The sequence below is a fragment of the Rhizobium sp. 32-5/1 genome (assembly GCF_029537235.1).
Taxonomy (GTDB): domain Bacteria; phylum Pseudomonadota; class Alphaproteobacteria; order Rhizobiales; family Rhizobiaceae; genus Pararhizobium.
Genome location: NZ_CP120638.1, coordinates 668,126 through 691,014 on the forward strand (window position 1 = coordinate 668,126; position 22,889 = coordinate 691,014).

Sequence of the window (22,889 nt, forward strand, 5' to 3'; positions counted from 1 at the left end):
GCGGCTAAATTCACTCACCATCACCCCGAAAACTTGCCGCTCCTCGGGAAGCCCTTCGGCACGCCGCGGCCGGCGCTGGCGCGGTCGCCGAGCCACTCGATCAGTTCGTCCTTGTTCTTCGTGAAGCTGCGGCCGGCGCTGTCGCTCCAGGTCAGGCCATCGGCGATGGCAAAGCAGCGGATGTCGGAAATGCCGCCGTCCTTGTAGCGCTGCAGGCGCACGCCCTTGCCGCGGGTCATCTCTGGCAGTTGGTCGAGCGGGAAGACGAGAAGCTTGCGGTTTTCGCCGACGATGGCGACGTGATCGCCGCGGACCGGGATGACCAGTTTCGCCTCATCCGGCATCGCCACGTTCATGATCTGCTTGCCCTTGCGGGTATTGGCCACCATTTCGGTCTCGGCGATCCTGAAGCCATTGCCGGCCGCCGATGACAGAATCAGCTTGCGCGAGGGGTCATGGACGAAGGCGGTCAGCACGTCCTGGTCATTTTCCATATCGACCATGATGCGCAGCGGCTCGCCATGGCCGCGTCCACCCGGCAACTTGTCTCCGCCCAGCGTATAGGCCTTGCCGCCGGTCGTGACGACAAGAATGCGATCTGTGGTCGAGGCCGGGAACGCGATCTTCAGAGCGTCGCCTTCCTTGAACTGCAGCGTCGAGGTGTCGGAGATATGGCCCTTCAGCGCACGAATCCAGCCCTTTTCCGAAATCACGACGGTGATCGGTTCCTTCTCGATCATCGCATGCTGGATCGCCTCTACATCCGCGGTCGGCGCCACGGAGAAGAGCGTGCGGCGCTTGCCGATCTCGGTCGCCTTGGCGAATTTCTTCTTCACCTCGCCGATTTCCCAGGCGACGGTCTGCCATTGCTTGTCATCGGAGGCCAGCAATGCTTCGATCTCCGCCTTCTCCTTCGACAGGCCTTCGAATTCCGTGCGGATCTCGAATTCCTCCAGCTTGCGCAGCGAGCGCAGCCGCATGTTGAGGATCGACTCGGCCTGCAGGTCGGTCAGCGTGAAGCGGGTCATCAGCGCAGGCTTCGGCTCGTCCTCCTCGCGGATGATGCGGATCACCTCGTCAAGGTTGAGATAGGCGACGAGATAGCCGCCGAGGATTTCCAGCCGCCGGTCGATGGCCGCCAGCCGGAAACGCGAGCGCCGCTGCAGCACTTCCTTGCGATGCGCCAGCCATTCGGTCAGCACCTCGTTCAGCGCCATGACGCGGGGTACGCGCCCCATGGACAGCACGTTCATGTTGAGCGGAATGCGGCTTTCGAGTTCGCTCAGCCTGAACAGCGATTCCATCAGGATGGTCGGGTCGACCGTGCGGCTCTTCGGCTCCAGCACGAGGCGGATGTCTTCGGCCGATTCGTCGCGGATATCCTCGAGAAGGGGCAGCTTGCGGGCGATCAGCAGTTCGGCGATCTTTTCGATCAGCCGCGACTTCTGCACCTGGAAGGGAATTTCGGTGATGACGATCTGGTAGCCGCCGCGACCGGTCTCCTCACGTTCCCACTTGGCGCGCACGCGAAACCCGCCGCGACCTGTCTTGTAGGATTCGATGATGCTTTCGCGGCTCTCGATGATGATGCCGCCGGTCGGCAGGTCGGGGCCTTCGATGCCGCCCTTCTGTGGATGGGCCGGATCGTAGATCAGATCCTCGACCGTCGCGTCGGGATGCTTGATCAGGTAGAGCGCGGCATCGCAGAGTTCGTGGGCGTTGTGCGGCGGAATGGAGGTCGCCATGCCGACCGCGATGCCCGATGCGCCATTGGCGAGCAGGTTCGGGAAGGCGCCCGGCAGAACCACCGGTTCCTGGTCTTCCTCGTTGTAGGTCGGGCGGAAATCGACGGCATCCTGCTCGATGCCTTCCAGCAAAAGGCTGGCGACATCGGTCATGCGCGCTTCGGTGTACCGGTACGCGGCCGCGTTGTCGCCATCGATATTGCCGAAATTGCCCTGGCCATCGACGATCGGATAACGCTGCGAGAAATCCTGCGCCAGGCGCACGAGCGCATCATAAACCGACTGGTCGCCATGCGGGTGGAATTTACCGATGACGTCGCCAACGATGCGGGCGCATTTCTTGAATGACGAATTGGAGCGTAGCCCCAGTTCGCTCATCGCATGGATGATGCGGCGATGCACGGGTTTAAGGCCATCGCGGACGTCCGGCAGCGCCCGATGCATGATCGTCGACAGCGCATAGGCGAGATAACGCTCTTCCAGCGCCGCCTTGAGGTCTACCGGTAGTATGTGATCGTCTCCGCCAGACGGCGGCAAAAGGCTTTGTCCCATGATTTCTTGCTAACCCAAGAACCGCGCAACAGCAAGGATTGCAAGGGATTGGGCTGTGGAGAACCGTTCCGAAGGCGTGGTCTGGCGGACGCTTTGCGGGCATGGCGAAGCCAAAGGTTCGGCGATCCTGCGGGAAGACGGTGCCTTCGACACAGGAAAGCGCGCTGTTCGAAAAAGCTTTGCGACGAAACATGACGCGGCGCCTTAATTCGAATATATTCGCGCACCAAATCGTAATAGAAACGCCTTCGAAATTAAACCTTTACACAAGGAACCCCCGACATGATGCACATGCGCAACTTCCGTCTGATGCTGGCCAGCGCCGCATTCATCAGCCTGACCGGCCCGGCTTTCGCCCTCGACGGTGCGGCGCTGATGACCAAGCTGAATGCGGCCTATGCCGTAAGCGGTGCAACCATCACCTATGATGGCGTCGAGGTCGATGGCGATACGGTGACCGTCAAGGGCGCGACCCTCAAGGTAACGGCTAAGCCCGACCAGACGGTAAAGATCGGCGACGTGACCATGGAAGGCGTCGTGGAGAATGATGACGGCGGCTATTATGTCGAGACCGTCAGCCTGCCCGACGTCAACATCACGGAAGCCGAAGGCAGTGTTTCCGCCAAGAATATCGCCATTGGCGGCATGTCCATTCCGGGCAACCCTGCCGGCGGCACCATCAATGACATGCTGCTCTACGAATCGGCAGGCACGGGCCCGGTGGTCGTTACCGCCAAGGGCAAGCAGGTCTTCTCGATGGAGGAATCGGAAGGCAACCTTACCCGGCAGGAGAGCGACGCAGGTTTTGATTTCGACGGCACGCTGACAGGTCTCAAGGGCGATCTGTCGATGGTCGAGGACGCAAAGTCGAAGGACGCCATTGAAAAGCTGGGCCTTACCAGCCTGTCCGGCGAAGTCACGGTCAAGGGCAGCTGGGAACTGGCAAGCGGCAACATCAAGCTTGACGAATATGCCTTCGATTTTGCCAATATCGGCCGGCTCAACCTGAGCTTCGACATTTCCGGCTACACGCTCGAATTCTTCAAGGCCATGCAGGAAGCCATGAAGACGGCGGAAGCCAATCCCAACAAGGAAGAAGCCAATCAGGCCATGGGGCTCGCCATGATGGGCCTGATGCAGCAGCTGACGTTCAATGGCGCCGAAATCCGCTTCGACGACGCCAGCATCACCAAGAAGGCGCTCGATTATGCCGGCGCGCAGCAGGGCGTTTCCGGCGACCAGCTCGCCCAGTCGCTCAAGGGCCTGGTGCCGATCATGCTCGCCCAGCTCAACGTGCCGGAACTGCAGAATCAGGTAACGACCGCCGTCAACTCCTACCTTGATGGACCGAAAAGCCTGACGATCAGTGCCGAACCTGCCAATCCGGTGCCCTTCCCGATGATCATGGGTGCCGCCATGGGCGCACCGAACACGATCCCGTCAGTGCTTGGCGTCAAGGTCACTGCGAACGATTGATCGAGGCTTCCACCTCTATCCATCCGCGAACGGCCCGGCCTCTTTGGCCGGGCCGTTTTGCGTCAAGAGGCGAACAGGCTGGAAATTGGTATTGTAAGCAGCGTCTCGCCCTCTCGACTCACCCATAGGGGCATGCAAGTTTCCTGACACGGCGGGATGCAACGGGCAGACGAGATCTCGCCCTGGCTCTCCCCACATCGGATGCTCATTCCGTTTATTTTAGATGACGTTTCTGACCCGGAGACCACCTTGCGCGACATAATGGCCTGGCTGAAGCCCGAAAATGCTTCGATCGAACGTCTCGATCTGGATAGGGAAGCTTTCGAGCCGACCCATCCGGCCTATTATGAGGCACCCGCCGGCAAACCCTTGCGGCTTCTCCTTCAAGCGCGCGCCAACCTCTTGGCGATATGGCGCGAGAAGCACTTTGAACCCGGCATCGGTGAAATGAAGATTTTCCGCCGTCAGGTTCTGGTGGTCAATGCACCCGAGGCCATCAAGTATGTCGTTGCCACCAGGCATGAGAATTTCGAGCGCAAGAGCCCGCAGATGCGCCGCGCGCTGGAGCACCTGCTCGGCGACGGGCTGTTCATCTCCGACGGCGACACCTGGAAACAACGCCGGCCGCTGGTCGCCGACATCGTCCACAAGAGCCGCGTGCCCGCTTTCGGCGGCATCATGGCGGGAACGACCGAAGAACTGGTCGAGCGGTGGAACAACCTCGGCGACGGTGCAAGCGTCAACATGCTGCATGAAATGGCCGGCCTGACGGCGGAAATCATCGCCCGCAGCGTATTTGGAAACGATCTCGGACCCGATGGCGCCAACGAGGTGACTGAAGGGTTTACCGACTATCAGTCGCTGGTTGATTCCGTGAACTTCTGCTACTTCGTCGGCATGGACGAAGGCATGCCGCTCTTTCGCACACCCTCGATGAAGCGCGCCATCAAGCGCATCCACCGGATCATCGACAAGGTCGTCGAGGATCATCTGGCCGGCGATGGCGGCGACAAAAGCTCCATGCTCGACCTGCTCATTCGCCGCCAGAAACGCAATCCCGAACTCAAGCTCGATGTCGTCGCCCTGCGCAACGAGGCGGCCACGATCTTCATGGCGGGACATGAGACGACAGCCGCGACACTGACCTGGATCTGGTATCTGCTGTCGCGTGCGCCATGGGTCGAAAAGGCTGTTCATGACGAGATTGCCCGCGTATGTGGCGATCGGGTGCCGGGCGTTGCGGATGTTCCGGAGCTGGAATGGTGCCGGGCCGTGGTCGAGGAGGCGCTCCGGCTCTATCCACCGGTACCGATTCTCGCCCGGCAGGCAAAGGACGCCGATCGCATCGGAAAACACGACGTCAAGGCCGCGTCGCTGATCCTCATCGTGCCGTGGCTGCTGCACCGGACGGAGGAGCTTTTTCCGGATGCCCACAGCTTCAAACCGGAGCGCTTCATGAATGGAAAACGCCCGACACCCTACAGCTATATCCCCTTCGCCATCGGTCCGCGCATTTGCCCCGGCCTGCAATTCGGGCTGACCGAAGCGATCCTGTGCCTTGCCGTCATCGCACAGAAATATCGGGTTCGGGTGCAGGAGAACCACAAGGTCGAGGCGGTTTTCCAGTTGACATTGCGGCCCAAGGGCGGAATGCCGGTGACATTGCACAGACGCTGAGGGAGCCCTTCGGGAATGACAGGCGAAAATATCGCGAAACGCAAGGCATGGGTGGTCCCGAAACATCCGCCGCGGCCGGGACTGCGGGCTCTGTTCGGCGGTCCGGCCGGTCGCGCGGCTTTTAAACACTACTGGTTCAAGGAAGGCCCCGGCAACGCGCTGGATATCTCCTTTTATTTCGCCCTGAAACTGCTGCCCTTGGATGTCTGTTCCGACTTTGGATCCTGGGTCGGCCGGTTCGCTATTCCTAGATGGTTCAAGACGCAGGAACGTCGTGTCCGAGAAAATCTCAGGCGGCTGCGCCCGGACCTCGACGACGATGCGCGCGATGCACTGTTCATGGCCAATTGCGATGCGCAGGGCCGGCTTTTGACGGAATATTCGATTGTGAGCCGGATCGCTGCAACGCCGGGGCGGATTGTCCGCCATAACACGGACCAGATCCTGAATGCGGTGTCACAAGGCCCGGTCATTCTCGCCTGCCTGCATCTCGGCAATTGGGAGGTCATGGGGCCGGAACTGGTATCCATGGGCGTTGTTCCGCGCGTCAATTACGCGCCACCGCCCCGCCGCGGCCGCGCCTGGATCGTCGACAGGGTACGCCAGCAGGGTGGTGTGCAATTGCTGCCGCCGGGACATTCCAGCATGCGCCCGGCCGTCAAGGAGTTGAAGGCCGGCGGCGTGCTGCTGCAATTTTGCGATGAAGGATTTCGGGGAAAGCTACGCGGGCCCCTCTTTGGCCGCAAGCCGCATCTGGAAGGCAACCTCGCCGTCATCGCCCGGCTCGCGCGCATGACCGGTGCTAGGATCTGCCCAATCTATACGTTGCGCACGCACAAGGCCAACTTCACCTTCCACTGTGAGACGCCCTTTACCTTGCCCCCGGACGACGGCACGGGCGACCGGCTTCTGGAAGACATCAAACTGATCAATTCGGTCATCGAACCCATCGTCCACGCCAATCTCGAGCAATGGTACTTTCTCGACAACGAAATTCCGACGGACGGGAAATAACTTCCCGTTCCTTCAATGCCCCGCCGCCATTCCGGTGTTCCCTTCCGGCTTGTCGTGCAGGGCGAACCGATCGAGCATGTGTGCACTTGCGGCGTTGACGCCGATGACCTCGACCGCGATCCCGTTGCGGCGGTATTTCATCACCACTTTGTCGAGCGCACCGACCGCGCTGATATCCCAGAGATGTGCCTGGCTGACATCGATGACGACCCTGTCGATCTCATCCATAAAATCGAAGGCAGCGACGAAGCTTTCGGACGAGGCAAAGAAGATCTGGCCCTCGACCGAATAGGTTCGCGTGCCGTCCACAAGCCACGAGGTGACGCGGAACATCCTCGCCACTTTGCCGGCAAAGAACACGCCGGACAAAAGCACGCCGACGATCACACCTTTGGCGAGATCATGCGTGCCGACGACCGTGACCACCGTCGCCAGCATCACGACGGAGGATTGCCAGGGATTGCGGCGCAGATCGAGGATCGAGCGCCAGGAAAATGTACCGATCGAAACCATGATCATGACGGCGACCAAGGCGGCCATCGGGATGATCCGGACGATATCGTCCAGCACGAGGATCAGGAACAGCAGAAACGCGCCGGCGACGAACGTGGACAGCCGGCCGCGGCCGCCGGACGTGACGTTGATGACCGATTGGCCGATCATCGCGCAGCCCCCATTCCACCGATCATAGCCGAGGCGATGTTGCTGGCGCCCTGCCCGATACATTCCTGGCTCTTGCCACTCGGCGTGTCGGTCATGTCATCGACGATCTGGGCTGTCAGAAGCGATACAAGCAGGCCGACAGCCGCAAGCGCGATCGAATAGGGAAAGATGATCTGCAAGGTGTCGAACGTCAGCGGCACATCGGGCAGCAGGAGAATCGGCAGACTTGACGGCAACTCGCCCAGATCGCCGACCGTCCTGATGTCGAGGCCGAAACCAAGCGCGACAACCGTCAGAACGGCGATCGCGACCAAGGGCGATGGTATGAGCCTGGTCACGAGGGGAAGAGATAGATGATGCCGAGCCCAGCGGCGATCATCACATAGGTTTCCACCGGGACGCCTATAAGTTCGGGCAATTGCGCCATGAAAATGAGGATTGCCAGCGCATTGACGAAGCCGGTGATGACCGAGCGCGAGACGAAGCGCATGACACGTCCCAGCTTGAGCATGCCCGCAACGATCTGCAGAACGCCCATCAGGATCGTTGCCGCAAACAGATACTGCAGCCCGTGTTCCTTGACGAGTGTGACCATCAGGACGGCCGTTGCTGCCGTCGCGGCCGAGATCATGCCCGGCCGGCCGCCGGTAAAGGCGGAAACGCAGGCGATAGCAAAGGAGCCGAACAGCCCCACCTTGGGATCAACGCCTGCAATCACCGAGAAGCCGATGGCTTCGGGAATGAGCGCAAGGGCGACGACGATACCGGAGAGGATATCGCCACGAATGTTCGAAAACCATTCGCGACGGTAGTTTGACAATGTGATCATGGAAAATTCCGCAAAAATACATCAGCGCCAGCAAGGCGCGGTCAAAAAACGGGGGATGTATTGCGTTATCTGGCGGATCGGCGGCCAGAAGAGCCACCCGGACTTTCACCGGGTCCGTTGTGATTGCCAGACGCTATAGACGCTGAGCCTTTTCATGGCAACAGGCAACAGGGCGGGCATCTGGCGATCGAGCCCAAAGCAAAAAACCGGCGATTTCGCATCGCCGGTTTCCGAGTTTCAACTGCGAAAGACGCTTCAGTCCTTCTTCATCGGCGGGATCACCCGCAACGACAGTTCGGCGAGCTGCTTGGGCATGGCCGGTGCCGGGGCGTTCATCAGGAGGTCCTGCGCCTGCTGGTTCATCGGGAACAGCGTGATCTCGCGCAGGTTCTTGGCGCCGAGCAAAAGCATGACGACGCGGTCGATGCCGAAGGCGCAGCCGCCATGCGGAGGGGCACCATACTGGAAGGCGCGGTACATGCCGCCGAAACGTTCTTCAACGTCGGTCTGGCTGAGACCGACCAGCTCGAACGCCTTGACCATCAATTCCGGCGACTGGTTGCGGATCGAGCCCGAAGCGATTTCGAAGCCGTTGCAAACCGCGTCATACTGATAGGCCTTGATGCCAAGCGGATCCTGCGTCTGCAGGGCCTCAAGCCCGCCCTGCGGCATCGAGAACGGGTTGTGGGCGAAATCGACCTTCTTGTCTTCATCGCTCCATTCGTAGAACGGGAAGTCGATGATCCAGCACAGCTCGAACCGGTCGCGATCGACGAGGTTCAGGTCCTCACCGGCCTTGGTGCGGGCTTCACCAGCAAACTTGTAGAATTTGGACGGATCGCCAGCGACGAAGAAGCAGGCGTCGCCAGCTTCAAGACCAAGCTGCGTGCGAAGCGCTTCCGTGCGTTCCTCGCCGATGTTCTTGGCAAGCGGGCCGGAGCCAGCGGTCGTGCCGTCTTCTTCCTTGCGCCAGAAGATGTAGCCGAGCCCCGGCTGGCCGGTCGACTGCGCCCAGGCGTTCATCCGGTCACAGAACGCGCGGGAACCGCCGGTCTTGGCCGGGATCGCCCAGACCTCGACCTTCGGATCACGCTCGATCATGCCGGCGAAGACCTTGAAGCCGGAGCCGGCGAAATGTTCGGTCACAGCCTGCATCTCGATCGGGTTACGCAGGTCCGGCTTGTCGGAACCGTATTTGCGGATGGCCTGGTCATAGGGAATGCGCGGCCATTCCTTGGTGACTGGCTTGCCCTCGGCGAACTGCTGGAACACGCCGGTCATCATCGGGCCCATCGTGTCCCAGACATCTTCCTGGGTGACGAAGCTCATCTCGACGTCGAGCTGGTAGAATTCGCCCGGCAGGCGGTCGGCACGCGGGTCTTCGTCGCGGAAGCACGGGGCAATCTGGAAGTAGCGATCGAAACCGGCCACCATCAGAAGCTGCTTGTACTGCTGCGGTGCCTGCGGCAGCGCGAAGAACGTGCCCGGATGAATACGGCTCGGCACGAGGAAGTCGCGCGCGCCTTCCGGCGAAGAGGCCGTCAAGATCGGCGTCGAATATTCGGCAAAGCCGGCCGAGTTCATGCGCAGGCGCATGTCGGAAATGATCTGGCTGCGCTTGACGATGTTCTTGTGCAGCGTTTCGCGGCGCAGATCGAGGAAGCGGTACTTGAGGCGGATGTCTTCGGGATAATCAGGCTCGCCGAACACCGGCAGAGGCAGTTCCTTGAGGCGGAGAGAACTTCGATCTCCTGGGCGTAAAGCTCGATCTCGCCGGTCGCCATCTGCTTGTTGACGGTCTCGTCGGAGCGCGCCTTGACGGCGCCGTCGATACGGATGACCCACTCGCCGCGCACGGTTTCCGCCGTCTTGAACGCGGGTGAGTCGGGATCGACGACGATCTGCGTCATGCCGTAGTGGTCGCGAAGATCGATGAACAGCAGGCCGCCATGGTCGCGGACGCGGTGAACCCAGCCGGAAATGCGGACGGTCTGGCCAACATCGGACTTGCGAAGAGCGGCACAGGTGTGGCTGCGGTAACGGTGCATGGTCTTATCCTGGAAGTACGGGCCGGCTCGCAGCGAAACGCGCGCAACGGCAGTGTCAAAATCGGGCGGAAAAGCGCATGGCGGGCCCGATTTGTCAAGGGCGAGCCTTCGGCGGTCGCCGCCTCTCAGGGAATCGTAAAAATTCTGATCTGGTCGGTAATGCCGCGCAATGCGACGGTATGGGAGATCGGCGTTACGCCACGGCGCACCAAGAGATCTGTCGCGCGAGGGTCGTCAAGCACGGATCCCGTGGTGAATATTTCCCGCGACGTTGCAAGGTTCTGCACACGCGAGGCGATGTTCACGGTCTGGCCGAAATAATCCTGCCGCTCGTTGAGGCTGACGGCAATGCACGGCCCTTCATGAATGCCGATCTTCAGAAGCAGATCCTCGCCGCCGCGCTCGTCGTTGAGCGTGCGCATCGCATCGCGCATCCGCATCGCCGCGGCCACTGCCCGGTCCGGCGTCGGGAATGTCGCCATGACGGCGTCGCCGATCGTCTTGACGACGGCGCCGGCTTCCGCGCTGACGATGCCGTTCAGAATGCTGAAATGCGTCTTCACCAGATCGAAGGCCGCGAGATCGCCGACCCGTTCATAAAGCTCGGTCGAGCCGCGCAGGTCGGTGAAGAGGAACGTGAGGCTGGTGATCTTCAGCCGCTGATCCACGTCGATCGTGTCGGTGCGGTAGATATCGCGAAATGTCTGGTTGGTCAGCAGGCGCTTTGCGGTCAGGAACGGGCGGCGCCGGCCAAGCAGATCGTGAAGGGCATCATTGGCTATGCAGACGGACGGCAAGGCGCGGACCTGCGTGTGGTTTTCCACCAGGATACGCAAGGGGCCGGGCCGCATTTCCAGGGTTTCTCGGTGCTGGTGGCTACGATCGAAAACCAGCGAGAGAGACTGTCGCTCCTTTGTCGGCTCGCCCTTCACATCGATGAACTGTGCCGCGTGCGTGACCGGCTCGAAAATGATGACGAACGCTTCCGGCAGCTGCAGTGAAATGACGGCTTTCTCCCCGGCCGGCAGTTCGAGCGACTCGATGACGAATTCATCGACCATCGCCTCAAACCCCTCCTCCGGCAGGTCGATCCCCGATCCCCAATAGATCTGCCGGAAATATTCCACGGGCGGCAACTGATGTGGATTGTGGGCTGCGATGCGGCGCACGCGCGGGCTCACGGTAAACGTCACTTCGACCATCTCATCGAGATTGGGTTCGTAGCCGGCGGCACAGAGCGCGCATGTATATTGTTCGGCCTGCACGGTCTTGAGCGAGGTATTCGCGTCCAGTACGCCGCCGCATCCCGGGCAAAGGATGTTCCACGACATGTCGAACAAGCCGAGGCGGGACGCGTGCAGAAAGGCACTGATCACCTGTTCTTCATCGAAGCCTTCGCTATCGGCAAAAGCAAGCGCGTTCACACGACCGAGCTTGCGATCGGGTGCATCCTGGACGAGCCGCTCAAGGGCGCCAACGATATCCGGCTTTGCCGACTGGCGCAGGGCCGCGAATAAGGAATGGGATTCACTCATAGGCCTATCCTACACCAAATCGGCGGTGGGGGCAGCCGTTTTGGCTGGCCGCTGAACCACCCCACGCGCCGCGAAGCCAAGCCAAGCCTCGGGCTCAAGCCTCAGACCCAAATGAACGCGATTCTTCCGGCATCATCCGCGATTTTCGTTCAGAGCGGGTCGGGAATACACAATTCCATGTACAAGAACGATTTTTCGCCGCGATTGTGACGTCTGTTTGATTCTGGGCGGTTTTTCGGACCGGTTTTTCCGAAAACCGTGTTTACAATGCAGCCCTGTTTCGCTCTGTGTTTGTCAAACATTTGCAACAGGCCGTTATTCCATGTCCCAGATTCGTCCCCTTATTCCGCTGCTGATCACGGCGGGCATTCTGATCGGGGGCAACGGGCTTCAGGGGACCTATATTTCTCTGCGCGCCTTGCAGGAAGGATTTTCGACCTCGCTGATCGGGCTGGTCGGCACCGGCTACAATATCGGCTTTGCCATAGGCTGCATCTACGTGACCCGCATCCTGCGCTCGATTGGGCATATCCGGACCTTTTCCGCCATGGCGGCCATCGCGTCGGCTGCGGCCATCGCCATGGTCCTGTTCATCGATCCGTGGTTCTGGTTCCTGATGCGACTGGTAGCCGGCATCTGCTTTGCAAGCCTGTTTGCGACGGTGGAAAGCTGGCTGAACGCCCGCGTCACCAACGCCAACCGGGCGCGAACGCTATCCATCTACAGGGTCGTGGATCTCGGGTCGGTCACGGCCGCGCAATATCTGATCCCGACGGTCGGGATCGACGGTTTCCAGCTGTTTGCCATCGCTGCGATGGCCTTGTCGCTGTCGCTGGTGCCGATCTCACTTGCCGACCGGTCGAGCCCCGATGCGCCGGAGGCCATCAAGTTCGACATCAAGGCGCTCTGGAACATCTCGCCGCTGGCAACGATCGGCTGCATCGTCGTCGGCTTGACCAATTCCACCTTCCGTTCGCTCGGGCCGATCTATGCCGATGGCATCGGCCTGTCGATCACCGCGATCGCCACCTTCATGAGCGTCGGCATCATCGGCGGCGTGGTGCTGCAATATCCGCTGGGCCTCTATTCCGATCGTTTCGACCGGCGCGTCATCATCCTGCTCGCCACGCTCGGCTCCCTGCTGGCAGGGCTTTATCTGGCGCTCTTTGCCGGCAGCGACGAATGGGCGAATTTCATCGGCATCTTCATCTTCGGCGCCTTCGCCATGCCGCTCTACTCGCTGTGCTCGGCGCATGCCAACGACCATGCGGCGGAGGGCCAGCACGCGCTGGTTTCGGCCGGCATGTTGTTCTTCTGGTCGCTCGGCGCGATCATCGGCCCGCTCTTTGCTTCCTTCATGCTCGACATCTTCGGGCCGCAGGCGCTGTTCATCTATACCGCGGCGGTGCTTGCCGCCTTCATGCTCTATACCGTGCAGCGCATGATGGCGCGCGACGGCGTCCCGGCGGGTGAGCGGCGCATGCGTTTCCGCAATCTGCTGCGGACCTCCTCCTTCTTCAACAAGCTGGCTGCCGCCCCGGAAGACAGGAAGGACGTCTGAAACCGGCGTACGGACGGCTGCGGCAAGATGCGCATGGCCGACAATTGCTGAACTTGAAAATCAAGTTTAAAGCTCGGCGCGACCTTCATCGTGAAAGCCGGAAATCGTCCATGTCGACCCTGACCCGCCGCTCCCTGCTCAAGGGCTCCGCCGCAGCCGCCGCTTCCTTTGCCGTCGGCGCCGGTTTTGCTGCACGGGCGCAGATTGCGTCTGCGGAAATGCCGCTGCTCAAGGCGCAATTTACCGATGTGAAAATCGCCGCCGATGGCATTACGCCGAAGGTCATGAGCTATGCGGCGGGCGATACCGCCGTCACCGGCATGCCACCAGTGCTGCGCATGACGAGGGGCAGCCGTTTTTCACACGCCTGATCAACGCGCTCGACGAGCCGACGACGGTGCATTGGCATGGGCTGCGCATTCCCAACGCGATGGATGGGGTGCCGGAACTGACGCAGCCTTACGTCTATCCGGGCGACGGATTCGACTATGCCTTCACGCCACCGGATGCCGGCACCTTCTGGTACCACCCGCATTGCAACACGCTGACACAGATGGGCCATGGCCTCACCGGCATGATCGTCGTCGAAAACCCTGACGATCCCGTGTTCGACGCCGAGATTGTGCTTAACCTGCGCGACTGGCGGCTGGGTGCCGGCGGCGCCTTCATCGCCCCGTTCAAGCCCCGGGATGCCGCCCGCGGCGGGACCTACGGCACCGTGCGGACCGCAAACTGGCAGCAGGAACCAGAGTATGACGCGCCGGCCGGTGGGCTCGTGCGCCTGCGCATCGCGGCGACCGACGTGACCCGGATCTATTCAATTGCGCTGGAGGGCGCGCCCACAAGCGTGGTCGCGCTTGATGCCAATCCGGTCGAGACGCCCTTCCCGCTCGACCTTCTGGACCTTGCTCCCGGCCAGCGCGCCGATCTGGTCGTCCGCATGCCGGACGGTGAGGGCGAAACAGTGACGCTGCGCAATGTCCGTGGCAATAAGCCCTGGACGATCGCAACCTTCCGTTCGACCGGTGCGTCCCTCAAGCGTGATCTTCGCGATGTCGTGCCGCTTACCGCCAACCCCATTGCCGAGGCAGACCTGTCGATGGCGACGCGCATCCCGCTCGATTTCACCGCAACCGCCGAACATGCGCCCTCGCCCAGCCTCTGCGGCACGCTTGGCTATACTTTCTGGGCGATCAACAAGGTGGCATGGCCGGGCGACACCCCGGACCCAGTGTCCCCGCTCGCCGAACTGAAGCTCGGGAAAAGCTATGTGCTGCAGGTGGCGAACCGTACCCCGCATGCCCACCCCATCCATCTGCACGGCATGAGCTTTCGCATCCTCAGTTCCAACAAGCGCACGTTCCTGCCGCCGCCGACCGACACGATCCTGCTGTTGCCGGACGAACGGGCGGAACTCGGGCTTGTGGCCGACAACATCGGCGACTGGATCCTTCATTGCCACATCATCGAACACCAGAAGACCGGCATGACCGGATATTTCCACGTGGCCTGAGTTTTTCGATTGTGACGGCGGCTTTGAAGCGTTACATCGGAAGCCTCGTTCAACGCCGCATTTTCGCCATAGTGATTGAAGTTTGATGATTGAGACAACCGCCGAACTCGCCGCCGCCTGCAAAACGCTCGCGACGGCGCCCTACTTAACGATCGACACGGAATTCCTGCGTGAAACCACCTTTTGGCCCCAGCTTTGCCTGGTCCAGATGGCCGGCCCGGATATCGCCGTGATTGTCGATCCGCTGGCCAAGGGCCTTGATCTCGGGCCATTCTTCGAACTGATGGCAAATACCGATGTCGTGAAGGTCTTCCACGCCGCACGACAGGATATCGAGATCATCTACAATCTCGGCAACCTGATCCCGCATCCGATCTTCGATACGCAGGTCGCCGCGATGGTCTGCGGCTTCGGCGATAGCGTCTCCTATGACCAACTGGTCAGCCGCATCAAGGGCGAGCATATCGACAAGTCGTCGCGCTTCACCGATTGGAGCCGGCGGCCGTTGACGGAAAAGCAGTTGGACTACGCGCTTGCCGACGTCACCCACCTGCGCGACGTCTACCTCCACCTGAAGACCGAGCTTGAGCGCGAAGGCCGCTCGCTCTGGCTGACCGAGGAAATGGCGATCCTGGAGGCCAAGGAAACCTACGATATTCACCCTGATGATGCCTGGCAGCGGCTGAAGATGCGGCTGAAGAAGCCGGTGGAACTTGCCGTGCTGCAGAAGGTCGCCGCCTGGCGCGAACGCGAGGCCCGCGGCCGCAACGTTCCGCGCGGCCGCATTCTCAAGGACGACGCGCTCTACGAGATCGCCCAGCAGCAGCCGAAGGACGCCGACGCGCTGGCCCGCCTGCGCACGATACCCAAGGGCTGGGAGCGCTCAACCGCCGGCGCCGCGATCACCGAAGCCGTCAACGCAGCCCTGGAAATCCCGAAGAACGAAATGCCGCGCCTGCCGCGCCAGAACCAGTCTCCGGAAGGAGCCGCCGCCGCCATCGAAATGCTTAAGGTGCTTTTGAAGCTGATCGCGGAAAAACAAGGCGTCGCGGCAAAGATCGTCGCTAATACCGACGATCTCGAGCGCATTGCAGCCGAAGGCGAGAAAGCCGATGTCGGCGCGCTGAAGGGCTGGCGGCGCGAATTGTTCGGCGATACCGCACTGAAGCTGATCAACGGCGAGGTTGCCCTGCGTTTCGTGGATAAGAAGATCGAGGCTGTCGAGCTTTAACTGTCCATCCGGCAGCAAGGCCGGTGCCGAAGAAGTGACAGGCCGCCACCTACAAAACTGCTTGACCCGGTTTACTCACATGGAGGATTGTCCGCCAGTCGCAACGGCGAAGCGGAAATCATGCCGGAAATCTCTCCCACACAGAACTGGCTGCTGATCGCCTTTGGATTGGCCGTCAGCGGCATGATCTACAGCCTATTGATGTATCCTGAGGGCTCGATCCTGATCGGCGCAGTCTTTGCGCTTTTCACCGGCATGCCGATCCTTGCCTTCGAGCGCCGCGTGCTGCTGAGACCACTGCATCGGCGGATCGAAAAGCTGCCGACGCTTTCCTTCGTCTTGGCATCGATCATCGTCTACGAAGTTATCATGAGTGCCGGTTATGCGCTGGCCGGGCTTCTGCTTTCGTCGCTCGGCCTTCTCCGTCACGCCACATGGCTGGAAGTTCTGGTTATTCCCTTCGATGTCTTTCTCTATGCGCTCGGCGTCTGCGCCCTGATCATCTTCATCCTGCGGGTGCGCGACCTTCTCGGCCGCGACGTCTTTACCAGCATGCTGATCAGCCGCTACCGCAATCCTGTCGAGGAAGAACGTGTCTTCCTGTTCATCGACCTTGCCGATTCGACAGCCTTTGCCGAGACGCATGGCGACCTGCGGGCACAACAGTTTCTCCACGCGCTATTTGCGGCTTTCGCTGAGCCCGTACGACGCCACCTTGGCTCGATCGATGATTACGTCGGCGACGCCGCGATCGTCACCTGGCCGCTTCGCCGAGGCATTCGCCATGCGCGCTGCGTTCGCTGCATCTTCGACATTTTGGATGAGATCGAAGCCAATGCCGACGTCTGGCGGAAGAATTTCGGGCAGGTGCCGCGTCTGCGCGCTGCCCTGCACGGGGGCGTCATCATCACCGCGGAAATTGGCGTCGATCATCACAAGATCACCTATTTCGGCGACACGGTGAACACGACGGCACGGTTGGAAAGCCTGTGCAAGGCACTCGACCGCACCGTGCTGATCTCGGCGGACCTATCGCACCGTATCGCCCTGCCCGGTTCAATCCAAGCGGAAGATCTCGGCGAACACGCCGTCAAGGGCCGCGGCCAGACCGTTGGCATCCTGTCCTTGAAGAAGCGCATCAACGTCCTACGCAACGCCATGCGTATGCAGCCGGTCGCAGCCGAATAGTTTTATCCCAAAGCATCGGCAGCCGGACTTACTCTTCAAAAACGAAAGCAATCTTCTTGCCGGTGAGCTTCGACAATTGCTGCAAACGGCCATCCAACCGCTCGCCGGCAAAATCGCTGTAGGCGGACGGAACCACGAATTCCAGGTCCAGTTCGGAGTTTTCCGCCGGACGGATGCGCAGGTTGCGGACGACGCCGGGCATGGATGCGGAGAACAGATAGACAACACGCAGCAATCCGCCGATCAGCTTGGCAAGCTCAAGGAGGCGCGGTGTCGTGATTCCCGTCAGCGGCCCCGTGGCCCCATCGTCGTGCAGACCTTCGAACCGGTAGTAATTGGCAAGCGCAATATAGGCGCGCCCAGCATGGGTGATGCCGGAAAACGTGCTGTGGGCGATGATGTTGAGCGCCTGCAGGCCGCGATAATCCGGATGCGCGCGCCAGCTGATGTCTGCCAGCAGGCAGGCAGCCTGCCGGTAGCGGCTTTCTTCGTCGGTCTCGTTGACGCCGAAGAAAGAGACCATGCGCCCGGTCCAGTCGGCAAGCTCACGGGCATGTTCGGGGGATCGGGCACGCAGGATCGCGAGTTCGCCGGCAGCAGTCAGCAACGGATCGCGGTTTCTTTCCTGATCGGACAGGAGTGAAAACAGATAGCCCTCCCGCACGCCGAGCGCCGAGAACGAGACACGGGCCGGCTTCATCAGTGCGATTGCTTCCTGCATCGCGATGGCGCCGAACGGCAAAAGATTGCGGCGGCTCTTGGAGATCGCCGCATAGGCGGGCGCCTTGATATCCTTGGGCTCGATCACTTCCGCCAGGAAAGCCATCGCCTCCTCGAACGAGATTTCGTAGCCCTGCATCATGTGCAGCGGATAGTTGCGCAGTTCCATGTGCAGCTTGGCGATCGAGCGCCAAGTTCCGCCGACGGCGTAAAATGTGCGGCCGGTGGCGTTCTTCAGCACCGCAGCGTCGCGCATATAGCGGCGCACATGCGAGCGAGCCTTGACGATCGAGCCCTGGGCATGCTCCGAAAGGCGGATGCCGCCGAGCGGCAGGGTGATGCCTTTGCCGATCACGCGTCCGGCGACGTCGATCAGTTCGAGTGAGCCGCCGCCGAGATCACCAACGACGCCGTCGGGATCATGGTAGCCGCTGACGATGCCGAGCGCCGAGAAATAGGCCTCTTCCTCGCCCGTCAGGACGCGAACCTTCTGCGACAGGATGATTTCGGCGCGGCGAATGAAATCGGGGCCGTTCGAGGCGTCGCGCGCGGCAGCCGTCGCCAGCACAAAAACGGTCGAGGCGCGGGCCTGCGTCGATAGCGCCTTGAAGCGATAAAGCGCCTTCAGCGCCCGCTCGACACTTTCGGCATCCATGCGACCGGTCGCGTCGATGCCCTTGCCGAGCCCGCACATGACCTTTTCATTGAAAAGCACCGCAGGCGCGCGGCTCAGCCCCTCATAGATCACGAGACGAATGGAGTTCGACCCGATATCGATGACGGAGACCGGGGCGATGCCAGGCAGCCGCCCCTGCGCTTCTGATTCTACCATGCAAGTCCAGTTTATCGTTTGCGGCCGTGGTTCCAGCCGGCAATAAGCTTCGGTGTGCTGGATTTCAAGGCCTCTCCTCGCCCGGAAAGGCTCGGATTGGTCATGAAGTAATGCTGCGCATTGAACGGTTCGGCGCCGGCTGCGACCTCCATGCGCCGCGACGTGCCGTCGGGCAGGATTTCGTAGCTTTGCTGGTTGTCGATAAGATTGCCCAGCATGATCTGCGACAGTACCTGTTCGTGCACAGTCCGGTTGATGAGAGGAACGAGGGTCTCAACGCGCCGGTCCAGATTGCGCGGCATCATATCCGCGGAGCCGATATAAACAAGCGCGTTCTCCGAGGGAAGGCCGTGGCCGTTTCCGAAGCAGAAAATACGCGAATGTTCGAGGAACCGTCCGACGATCGATTTGACGCGGATATTGTCTGATAGCCCCGGAACCTGTGGCCGCAGGCAGCAGATGCCGCGCACCACGAGATCGATCTCGACACCCGCGGCACTCGCCGCATAGAGCGCGTCGATGATTTCGGGATCGACCAGCGAGTTCATCTTCATCCAGATCGCGGCAGGCGCGCCGTTCTTCGCATGCTCGATCTCCTGTCCTATATGCCGGAGAATACGCGGACGCAGCGTGTTGGGTGAGATCGCGATCTTGGCGCCTTCTTCCGGCTCGCCGTAACCGGTGATGAAATTGAAGATGTTCGCCATGTCATGGGCGATGGTCGGATTGCAGGTGAAGAAGGACAGGTCGGTGTAGATCTTGGCGGTCACCGGGTGGTAATTTCCTGTGCCGAGGTGGCAATAGGTCCTGAGCTTGCCTTCTTCGCGCCGCACCACCATCGACATCTTCGCATGGGTCTTCAATTCGATGAAGCCGAACACCACCTGAACGCCGGCACGCTCGAGGTCGCGGGCCCAGCGGATATTGGCTTCCTCGTCGAATCTGGCCTTGAGTTCGACCAGCGCCGTCACCGATTTGCCAGCCTCGGCGGCATCGATCAGGGCGCGCACGATCGGGCTGTCGTTCGATGTGCGGTAAAGCGTCTGCTTTATCGCCACCACTTCCGGATCGCGTGCAGCCTGGAGCAGGAACTGGACCACAACGTCGAAAGATTCGTACGGATGATGGACGACCATGTCCTTTTCGCGGATGGCGGCGAGGCAGTCGCCGGCATGCTCGCGGACCCGTTCGGGAAATCGCGCATTGTAGGGATCGAAACGCAGGTCGTCGCGCGGCGCCTTGACGATCTGCGACATGGTGTCGAGCGCCAGAAGGCCCGGCAGAACAGCCACGCGGTTTTCCGGAACGTTGAGTTCCTGGACGACGAATTTGTGCAGTTCCGCCGGCATTTCCGAATCGATCTCGATGCGGATGACGGAACCACGGCGACGGCGCTTCAGCGCTGTCTCGAAGAAGCGCACCAGGTCTTCGGCTTCTTCCTCGACCTCGATATCGCTGTCGCGAATGATCCGGAACGTGCCTGAACCCTGAACCTCGTAGCCCGGGAACAGCCGGCCGATAAACAGCGACACGACGTCTTCCAGCGTGATGTAGCGGATGACAGATTTCGCATCGGGAAGCCGGATGAAGCGGTCGAGAGCCACCGGAAGGCGCAAAAGCGCCGTCATAGGCTCGCGTCCGCTCTTGCTGATCAGCTGCAGCCCCATGGAGAAGCCGAGATTGGGGATGAACGGAAATGGATGCGCCGGATCGATGGCGAGCGGCGTCAGCACCGGGAAGATCGACTGGTCGAATTCGCTGGCAAGCCAGACCTTGTCCTGTGCAGACAGCGATGCCGGACGGATGATCAGGATGTCTTCCTTGGCCAGATATTGCTGCAGTACGGCCAGCGAGGCCTGCTGCTCCATCTGCAGGTTGTCGATCTCCTTGAGGATTTCTTCCAGCTGCTCCGCCGGCGTCTTGCCGTCCGGGCTGCGCATCAAAAGCCCCTGGCGCACCTGGCCTTCGAGGCCGGCGACGCGCACCATGAAGAATTCGTCGAGGTTGGCAGCGGAAATCGACAGGAAACGCACACGCTCAAGCAGGGGATGAGCCGTATTCAGCGTCTCCTCGAGCACGCGTCGATTGAACTGCAGCCAGGAGAATTCGCGATTGATGAAACGATCCGGGCTGGAGCGCAGTTCATTTGTCGCCGCGGCCAGGGCCTCCGTTGCGGAAATATCAGATGTCGCATTGTCCATGTCTGTTCCGCCCATTTCCATTTCAGCTTGCCGCTAGCGCAGTTTGACGACACGAAAGTGACAGTCAATCGCCTTCGCGCGCATTTCCCAATTCGGTCAGCACTTCCAGCGCCAGCGCACGGCTGATCCGTGTGCGGCGCGACAGCGCCAGCCGGTCGAGCTTTTCCACGATGGTCTGCGCCGCATCCAGCGAGCGCTCCATGCGGGTGACGATGTAGCCGATCAGCTTCTCATCGACCGTCAACTGCCGGTCCGAAAACAGCTTGACCAGAACCAGCGCCAGAAGCTCGTCGTCCGGCTCGCCGATCTCAACGACCGTTGCCGCCTTCAACCGCGAGCGCAGATCCGCCAGTTCCACTGGCCAGGACATCGGCCAGAGCCGCGTGGTGATCAGAAGGCCGGTGCCGTTTTCGCGCACGCTGTTGATGACATGAAACAGCGCCTGATCATCAAAGCCACGCCGATCCGCATCCTCGAACAGCACGGGCTGTCGGGCAGCTATGTCCGCGGCATCACTGCCTGTCTGCGGATGGATGGGCACGGCGCCGCTCTTTTCGCGCCAGATGCTGGCCAGATGCGATTTCCCCGATCCGACGGGCCCGGCAAGGATGACGACAGGCGACGACCATTGCGGCCAGGTATCGACGATCGACACGGCAGCGCTCAGCGGATCGGAGATCAGAAGATCATCGCGGCCGATGGCAGGGTCGTGTTCGAAGGCAAGCGGCAATTGTTCCGATACTGGTTTCATGGCGCTTATGCCGTGCCGTCCGGCTTTTTGATAGCCTCTTCGTTCGAGACGATCAGCGTTTTCGGCACAGCCGGCGTAATCAAGGTGGTGTGGCCATGATAGAGATCGCTCTCAAGATAACGTCCGAGTGCGAAGCGCACCAGGACGCCAAGGGCGGCTGCCGCCGGAACGGCGACCAGAAGACCGACGAAGCCGAACAGCGCGCCAAAGGCAAGCAGGGCGAACATCAGCCAGACCGGATGCAGACCGACGCTTTTGCCGACCAGACGCGGCTGAAGAATATTGCCCTCCAGAAACTGGCCGCTGAAGAAGATCACCAGCACCACGATGATGGTTGTGTAGTCCGGCCAGAACTGTACAAGCGCGATGCCCAGCGCCAGCACGAGGCCGATCATCGATCCGACATAGGGAATGAAGCTGATCACGCCGCTGAACAGACCGATTAAAAGGCCGAAATTCAGCCCAACGAGGGACAGGCCGATCCCGTAGTAAAGGCCGAGAATAATGCAGAGTGATCCCTGCCCGCGCACGAAACCGGCGATCGTCGTATCCATGTCGCGGGCGATCTGGCGAACGGTCGCCAGTTGCGGACGGGGAACCCAGCTATCGACCTTGGCAATCATGCGGTCCCAGTCCAGAAGCAGGTAGAAGGCGACGACCGGGGTGATGATGAACAGCGAGATGATGTCGAGGAGCGCGACGCCCGAGTTCCACAACTGCTGGAACAGCGTGCCGAGGAAACCGGCGCCCTGCTCCAGAAGCTTGGCGGAATTCTCCTTGATCTGCCCCATCTGGCTACTGATCCAGCCCGGCACGAGGGAGGATTGCGCATCGGTCAGCAATTCCTGCAGCTTGGTGATATAGCCCGGCATTTTCTCGATGAAGTCTGCCGCCTGGCTGGCAATCAGCGGGATGACGATCATCAGCGATAGGGCAAAGACGACAATGAAGCCGATCAGGATGAAGACCGTCGCCCACATCCGGCTCAGCCCCCGGCGCTCCAGCCAGTCGGCGACCGGATCGAGGAAATAGGCGAGCGCCATGCCGGCAATGAACGGCAATAGGATCGAGCTGAAAACGAGCAGGAAAATCACGAAGACGGCCAGGGACAGGAGCCAGAACATCACCTGTCGCCAGAGGCTCGCCGGATTGATTTGGATTGGCATCGTCAACTCCTTGCCTTCCCGATGGGCGCCATGCACGCGACCCGGCCTGATGGTCTTGTCTCAACGCAGATAGGATGCACCTGCAAGACTGGTCAAGCCTGCGGCCTGCAGATGCCGCCAAATCATGCGACCTCATGCCTGCGCGCCCCAAGAACAGCAGCAAAGCGGTGAAAAAGCGGCAATCCCG

Annotated in this window: 12 protein-coding genes, 3 pseudogenes and 1 other annotated feature; of the genes and pseudogenes, 7 read left to right on the forward strand and 8 right to left on the reverse strand. The window is 60.9% G+C overall.

All coding sequences use genetic code 11. The features are described 5' to 3' along the window. Positions 1-20: 20 nt before the first annotated feature. Positions 21-2,297 carry a DNA topoisomerase IV subunit A gene (gene parC, locus P6U16_RS03515; protein WP_277702626.1) on the reverse strand — a complete coding sequence of 759 codons (2,277 nt, stop codon included), beginning with the start codon at positions 2,295-2,297 and terminating at the stop codon, positions 21-23. A 282-nt stretch (positions 2,298-2,579) separates the two neighbouring features. Here parC and P6U16_RS03520 point away from each other — a divergent pair, with 282 nt between their 5' ends. The 3 genes from P6U16_RS03520 (at position 2,580) to P6U16_RS03530 (ending at position 6,464) form a co-directional block, all read left to right on the forward strand. Continuing rightward, positions 2,580-3,773: a hypothetical protein gene (locus P6U16_RS03520; RefSeq protein WP_277702627.1), complete on the forward strand. Its 1,194-nt coding sequence runs from the start codon at positions 2,580-2,582 to the stop codon at positions 3,771-3,773. Positions 3,774-4,022: 249 nt separating this feature from the next. Then, positions 4,023-5,450, forward strand: a complete 1,428-nt coding sequence (locus P6U16_RS03525; protein WP_277702628.1) for a cytochrome P450 — start codon at positions 4,023-4,025, stop codon at positions 5,448-5,450. 15 nt (positions 5,451-5,465) lie between these two features. Next, positions 5,466-6,464 carry a lysophospholipid acyltransferase family protein gene (locus tag P6U16_RS03530; protein ID WP_277702629.1) on the forward strand — a complete coding sequence of 333 codons (999 nt, stop codon included), beginning with the start codon at positions 5,466-5,468 and terminating at the stop codon, positions 6,462-6,464. A gap of 12 nt (positions 6,465-6,476) precedes the next feature. On the opposite strand, the pseudogene P6U16_RS03535 reads toward P6U16_RS03530, so the two are convergent. From P6U16_RS03535 to P6U16_RS03545, 3 genes and pseudogenes are all read right to left on the reverse strand, one after another. Next, a pseudogene (locus P6U16_RS03535) lies at positions 6,477-7,956 on the reverse strand (SulP family inorganic anion transporter). A 63-nt stretch (positions 7,957-8,019) separates the two neighbouring features. Continuing rightward, positions 8,020-8,075 (reverse strand) — a sequence feature (sul1 is cis-regulatory element that is thought to sense ions involved in sulfur or methionine metabolism; They are found in Alphaproteobacteria). Positions 8,076-8,211: 136 nt separating this feature from the next. Continuing rightward, positions 8,212-10,004: pseudogene (aspS, locus tag P6U16_RS03540) on the reverse strand (aspartate--tRNA ligase). Between the two features lie 125 nt (positions 10,005-10,129). Then, positions 10,130-11,539, reverse strand: a complete 1,410-nt coding sequence (locus tag P6U16_RS03545; protein ID WP_277702630.1) for an adenylate/guanylate cyclase domain-containing protein — start codon at positions 11,537-11,539, stop codon at positions 10,130-10,132. Positions 11,540-11,861: 322 nt separating this feature from the next. Here P6U16_RS03545 and P6U16_RS03550 point away from each other — a divergent pair, with 322 nt between their 5' ends. The 4 genes and pseudogenes from P6U16_RS03550 (at position 11,862) to P6U16_RS03565 (ending at position 17,032) form a co-directional block, all read left to right on the forward strand. Continuing rightward, positions 11,862-13,100 carry an MFS transporter gene (locus P6U16_RS03550; RefSeq protein ID WP_277702631.1) on the forward strand — a complete coding sequence of 413 codons (1,239 nt, stop codon included), beginning with the start codon at positions 11,862-11,864 and terminating at the stop codon, positions 13,098-13,100. A 110-nt stretch (positions 13,101-13,210) separates the two neighbouring features. Next, positions 13,211-14,613, forward strand: a pseudogene (locus P6U16_RS03555) (multicopper oxidase family protein). Between the two features lie 85 nt (positions 14,614-14,698). Continuing rightward, positions 14,699-15,844: a ribonuclease D gene (gene rnd, locus P6U16_RS03560; protein ID WP_277702632.1), complete on the forward strand. Its 1,146-nt coding sequence runs from the start codon at positions 14,699-14,701 to the stop codon at positions 15,842-15,844. Between the two features lie 120 nt (positions 15,845-15,964). Then, positions 15,965-17,032, forward strand: coding sequence for an adenylate/guanylate cyclase domain-containing protein (locus P6U16_RS03565; RefSeq protein WP_277703990.1), 1,068 nt, complete (start codon positions 15,965-15,967; stop codon positions 17,030-17,032). A gap of 28 nt (positions 17,033-17,060) precedes the next feature. Here P6U16_RS03565 and ppx read toward each other — a convergent pair whose 3' ends face one another. From ppx to P6U16_RS03585, 4 genes are all read right to left on the reverse strand, one after another. Beyond that, entirely contained in the window at positions 17,061-18,584 is a 1,524-nt protein-coding gene (ppx, locus tag P6U16_RS03570) for an exopolyphosphatase (protein WP_277702633.1), read from the reverse strand. A gap of 11 nt (positions 18,585-18,595) precedes the next feature. Continuing rightward, positions 18,596-20,785 (reverse strand): RNA degradosome polyphosphate kinase, encoded by a 2,190-nt coding sequence (locus P6U16_RS03575; RefSeq protein ID WP_277702634.1) that lies wholly within the window; start codon positions 20,783-20,785, stop codon positions 18,596-18,598. A 64-nt stretch (positions 20,786-20,849) separates the two neighbouring features. Next, positions 20,850-21,536, reverse strand: a complete 687-nt coding sequence (hdaA, locus tag P6U16_RS03580) for a DnaA regulatory inactivator HdaA (protein ID WP_277702635.1) — start codon at positions 21,534-21,536, stop codon at positions 20,850-20,852. A 5-nt stretch (positions 21,537-21,541) separates the two neighbouring features. Beyond that, positions 21,542-22,702 (reverse strand): AI-2E family transporter, encoded by a 1,161-nt coding sequence (locus P6U16_RS03585; RefSeq protein WP_277702636.1) that lies wholly within the window; start codon positions 22,700-22,702, stop codon positions 21,542-21,544. Positions 22,703-22,889 lie beyond the last annotated feature (187 nt).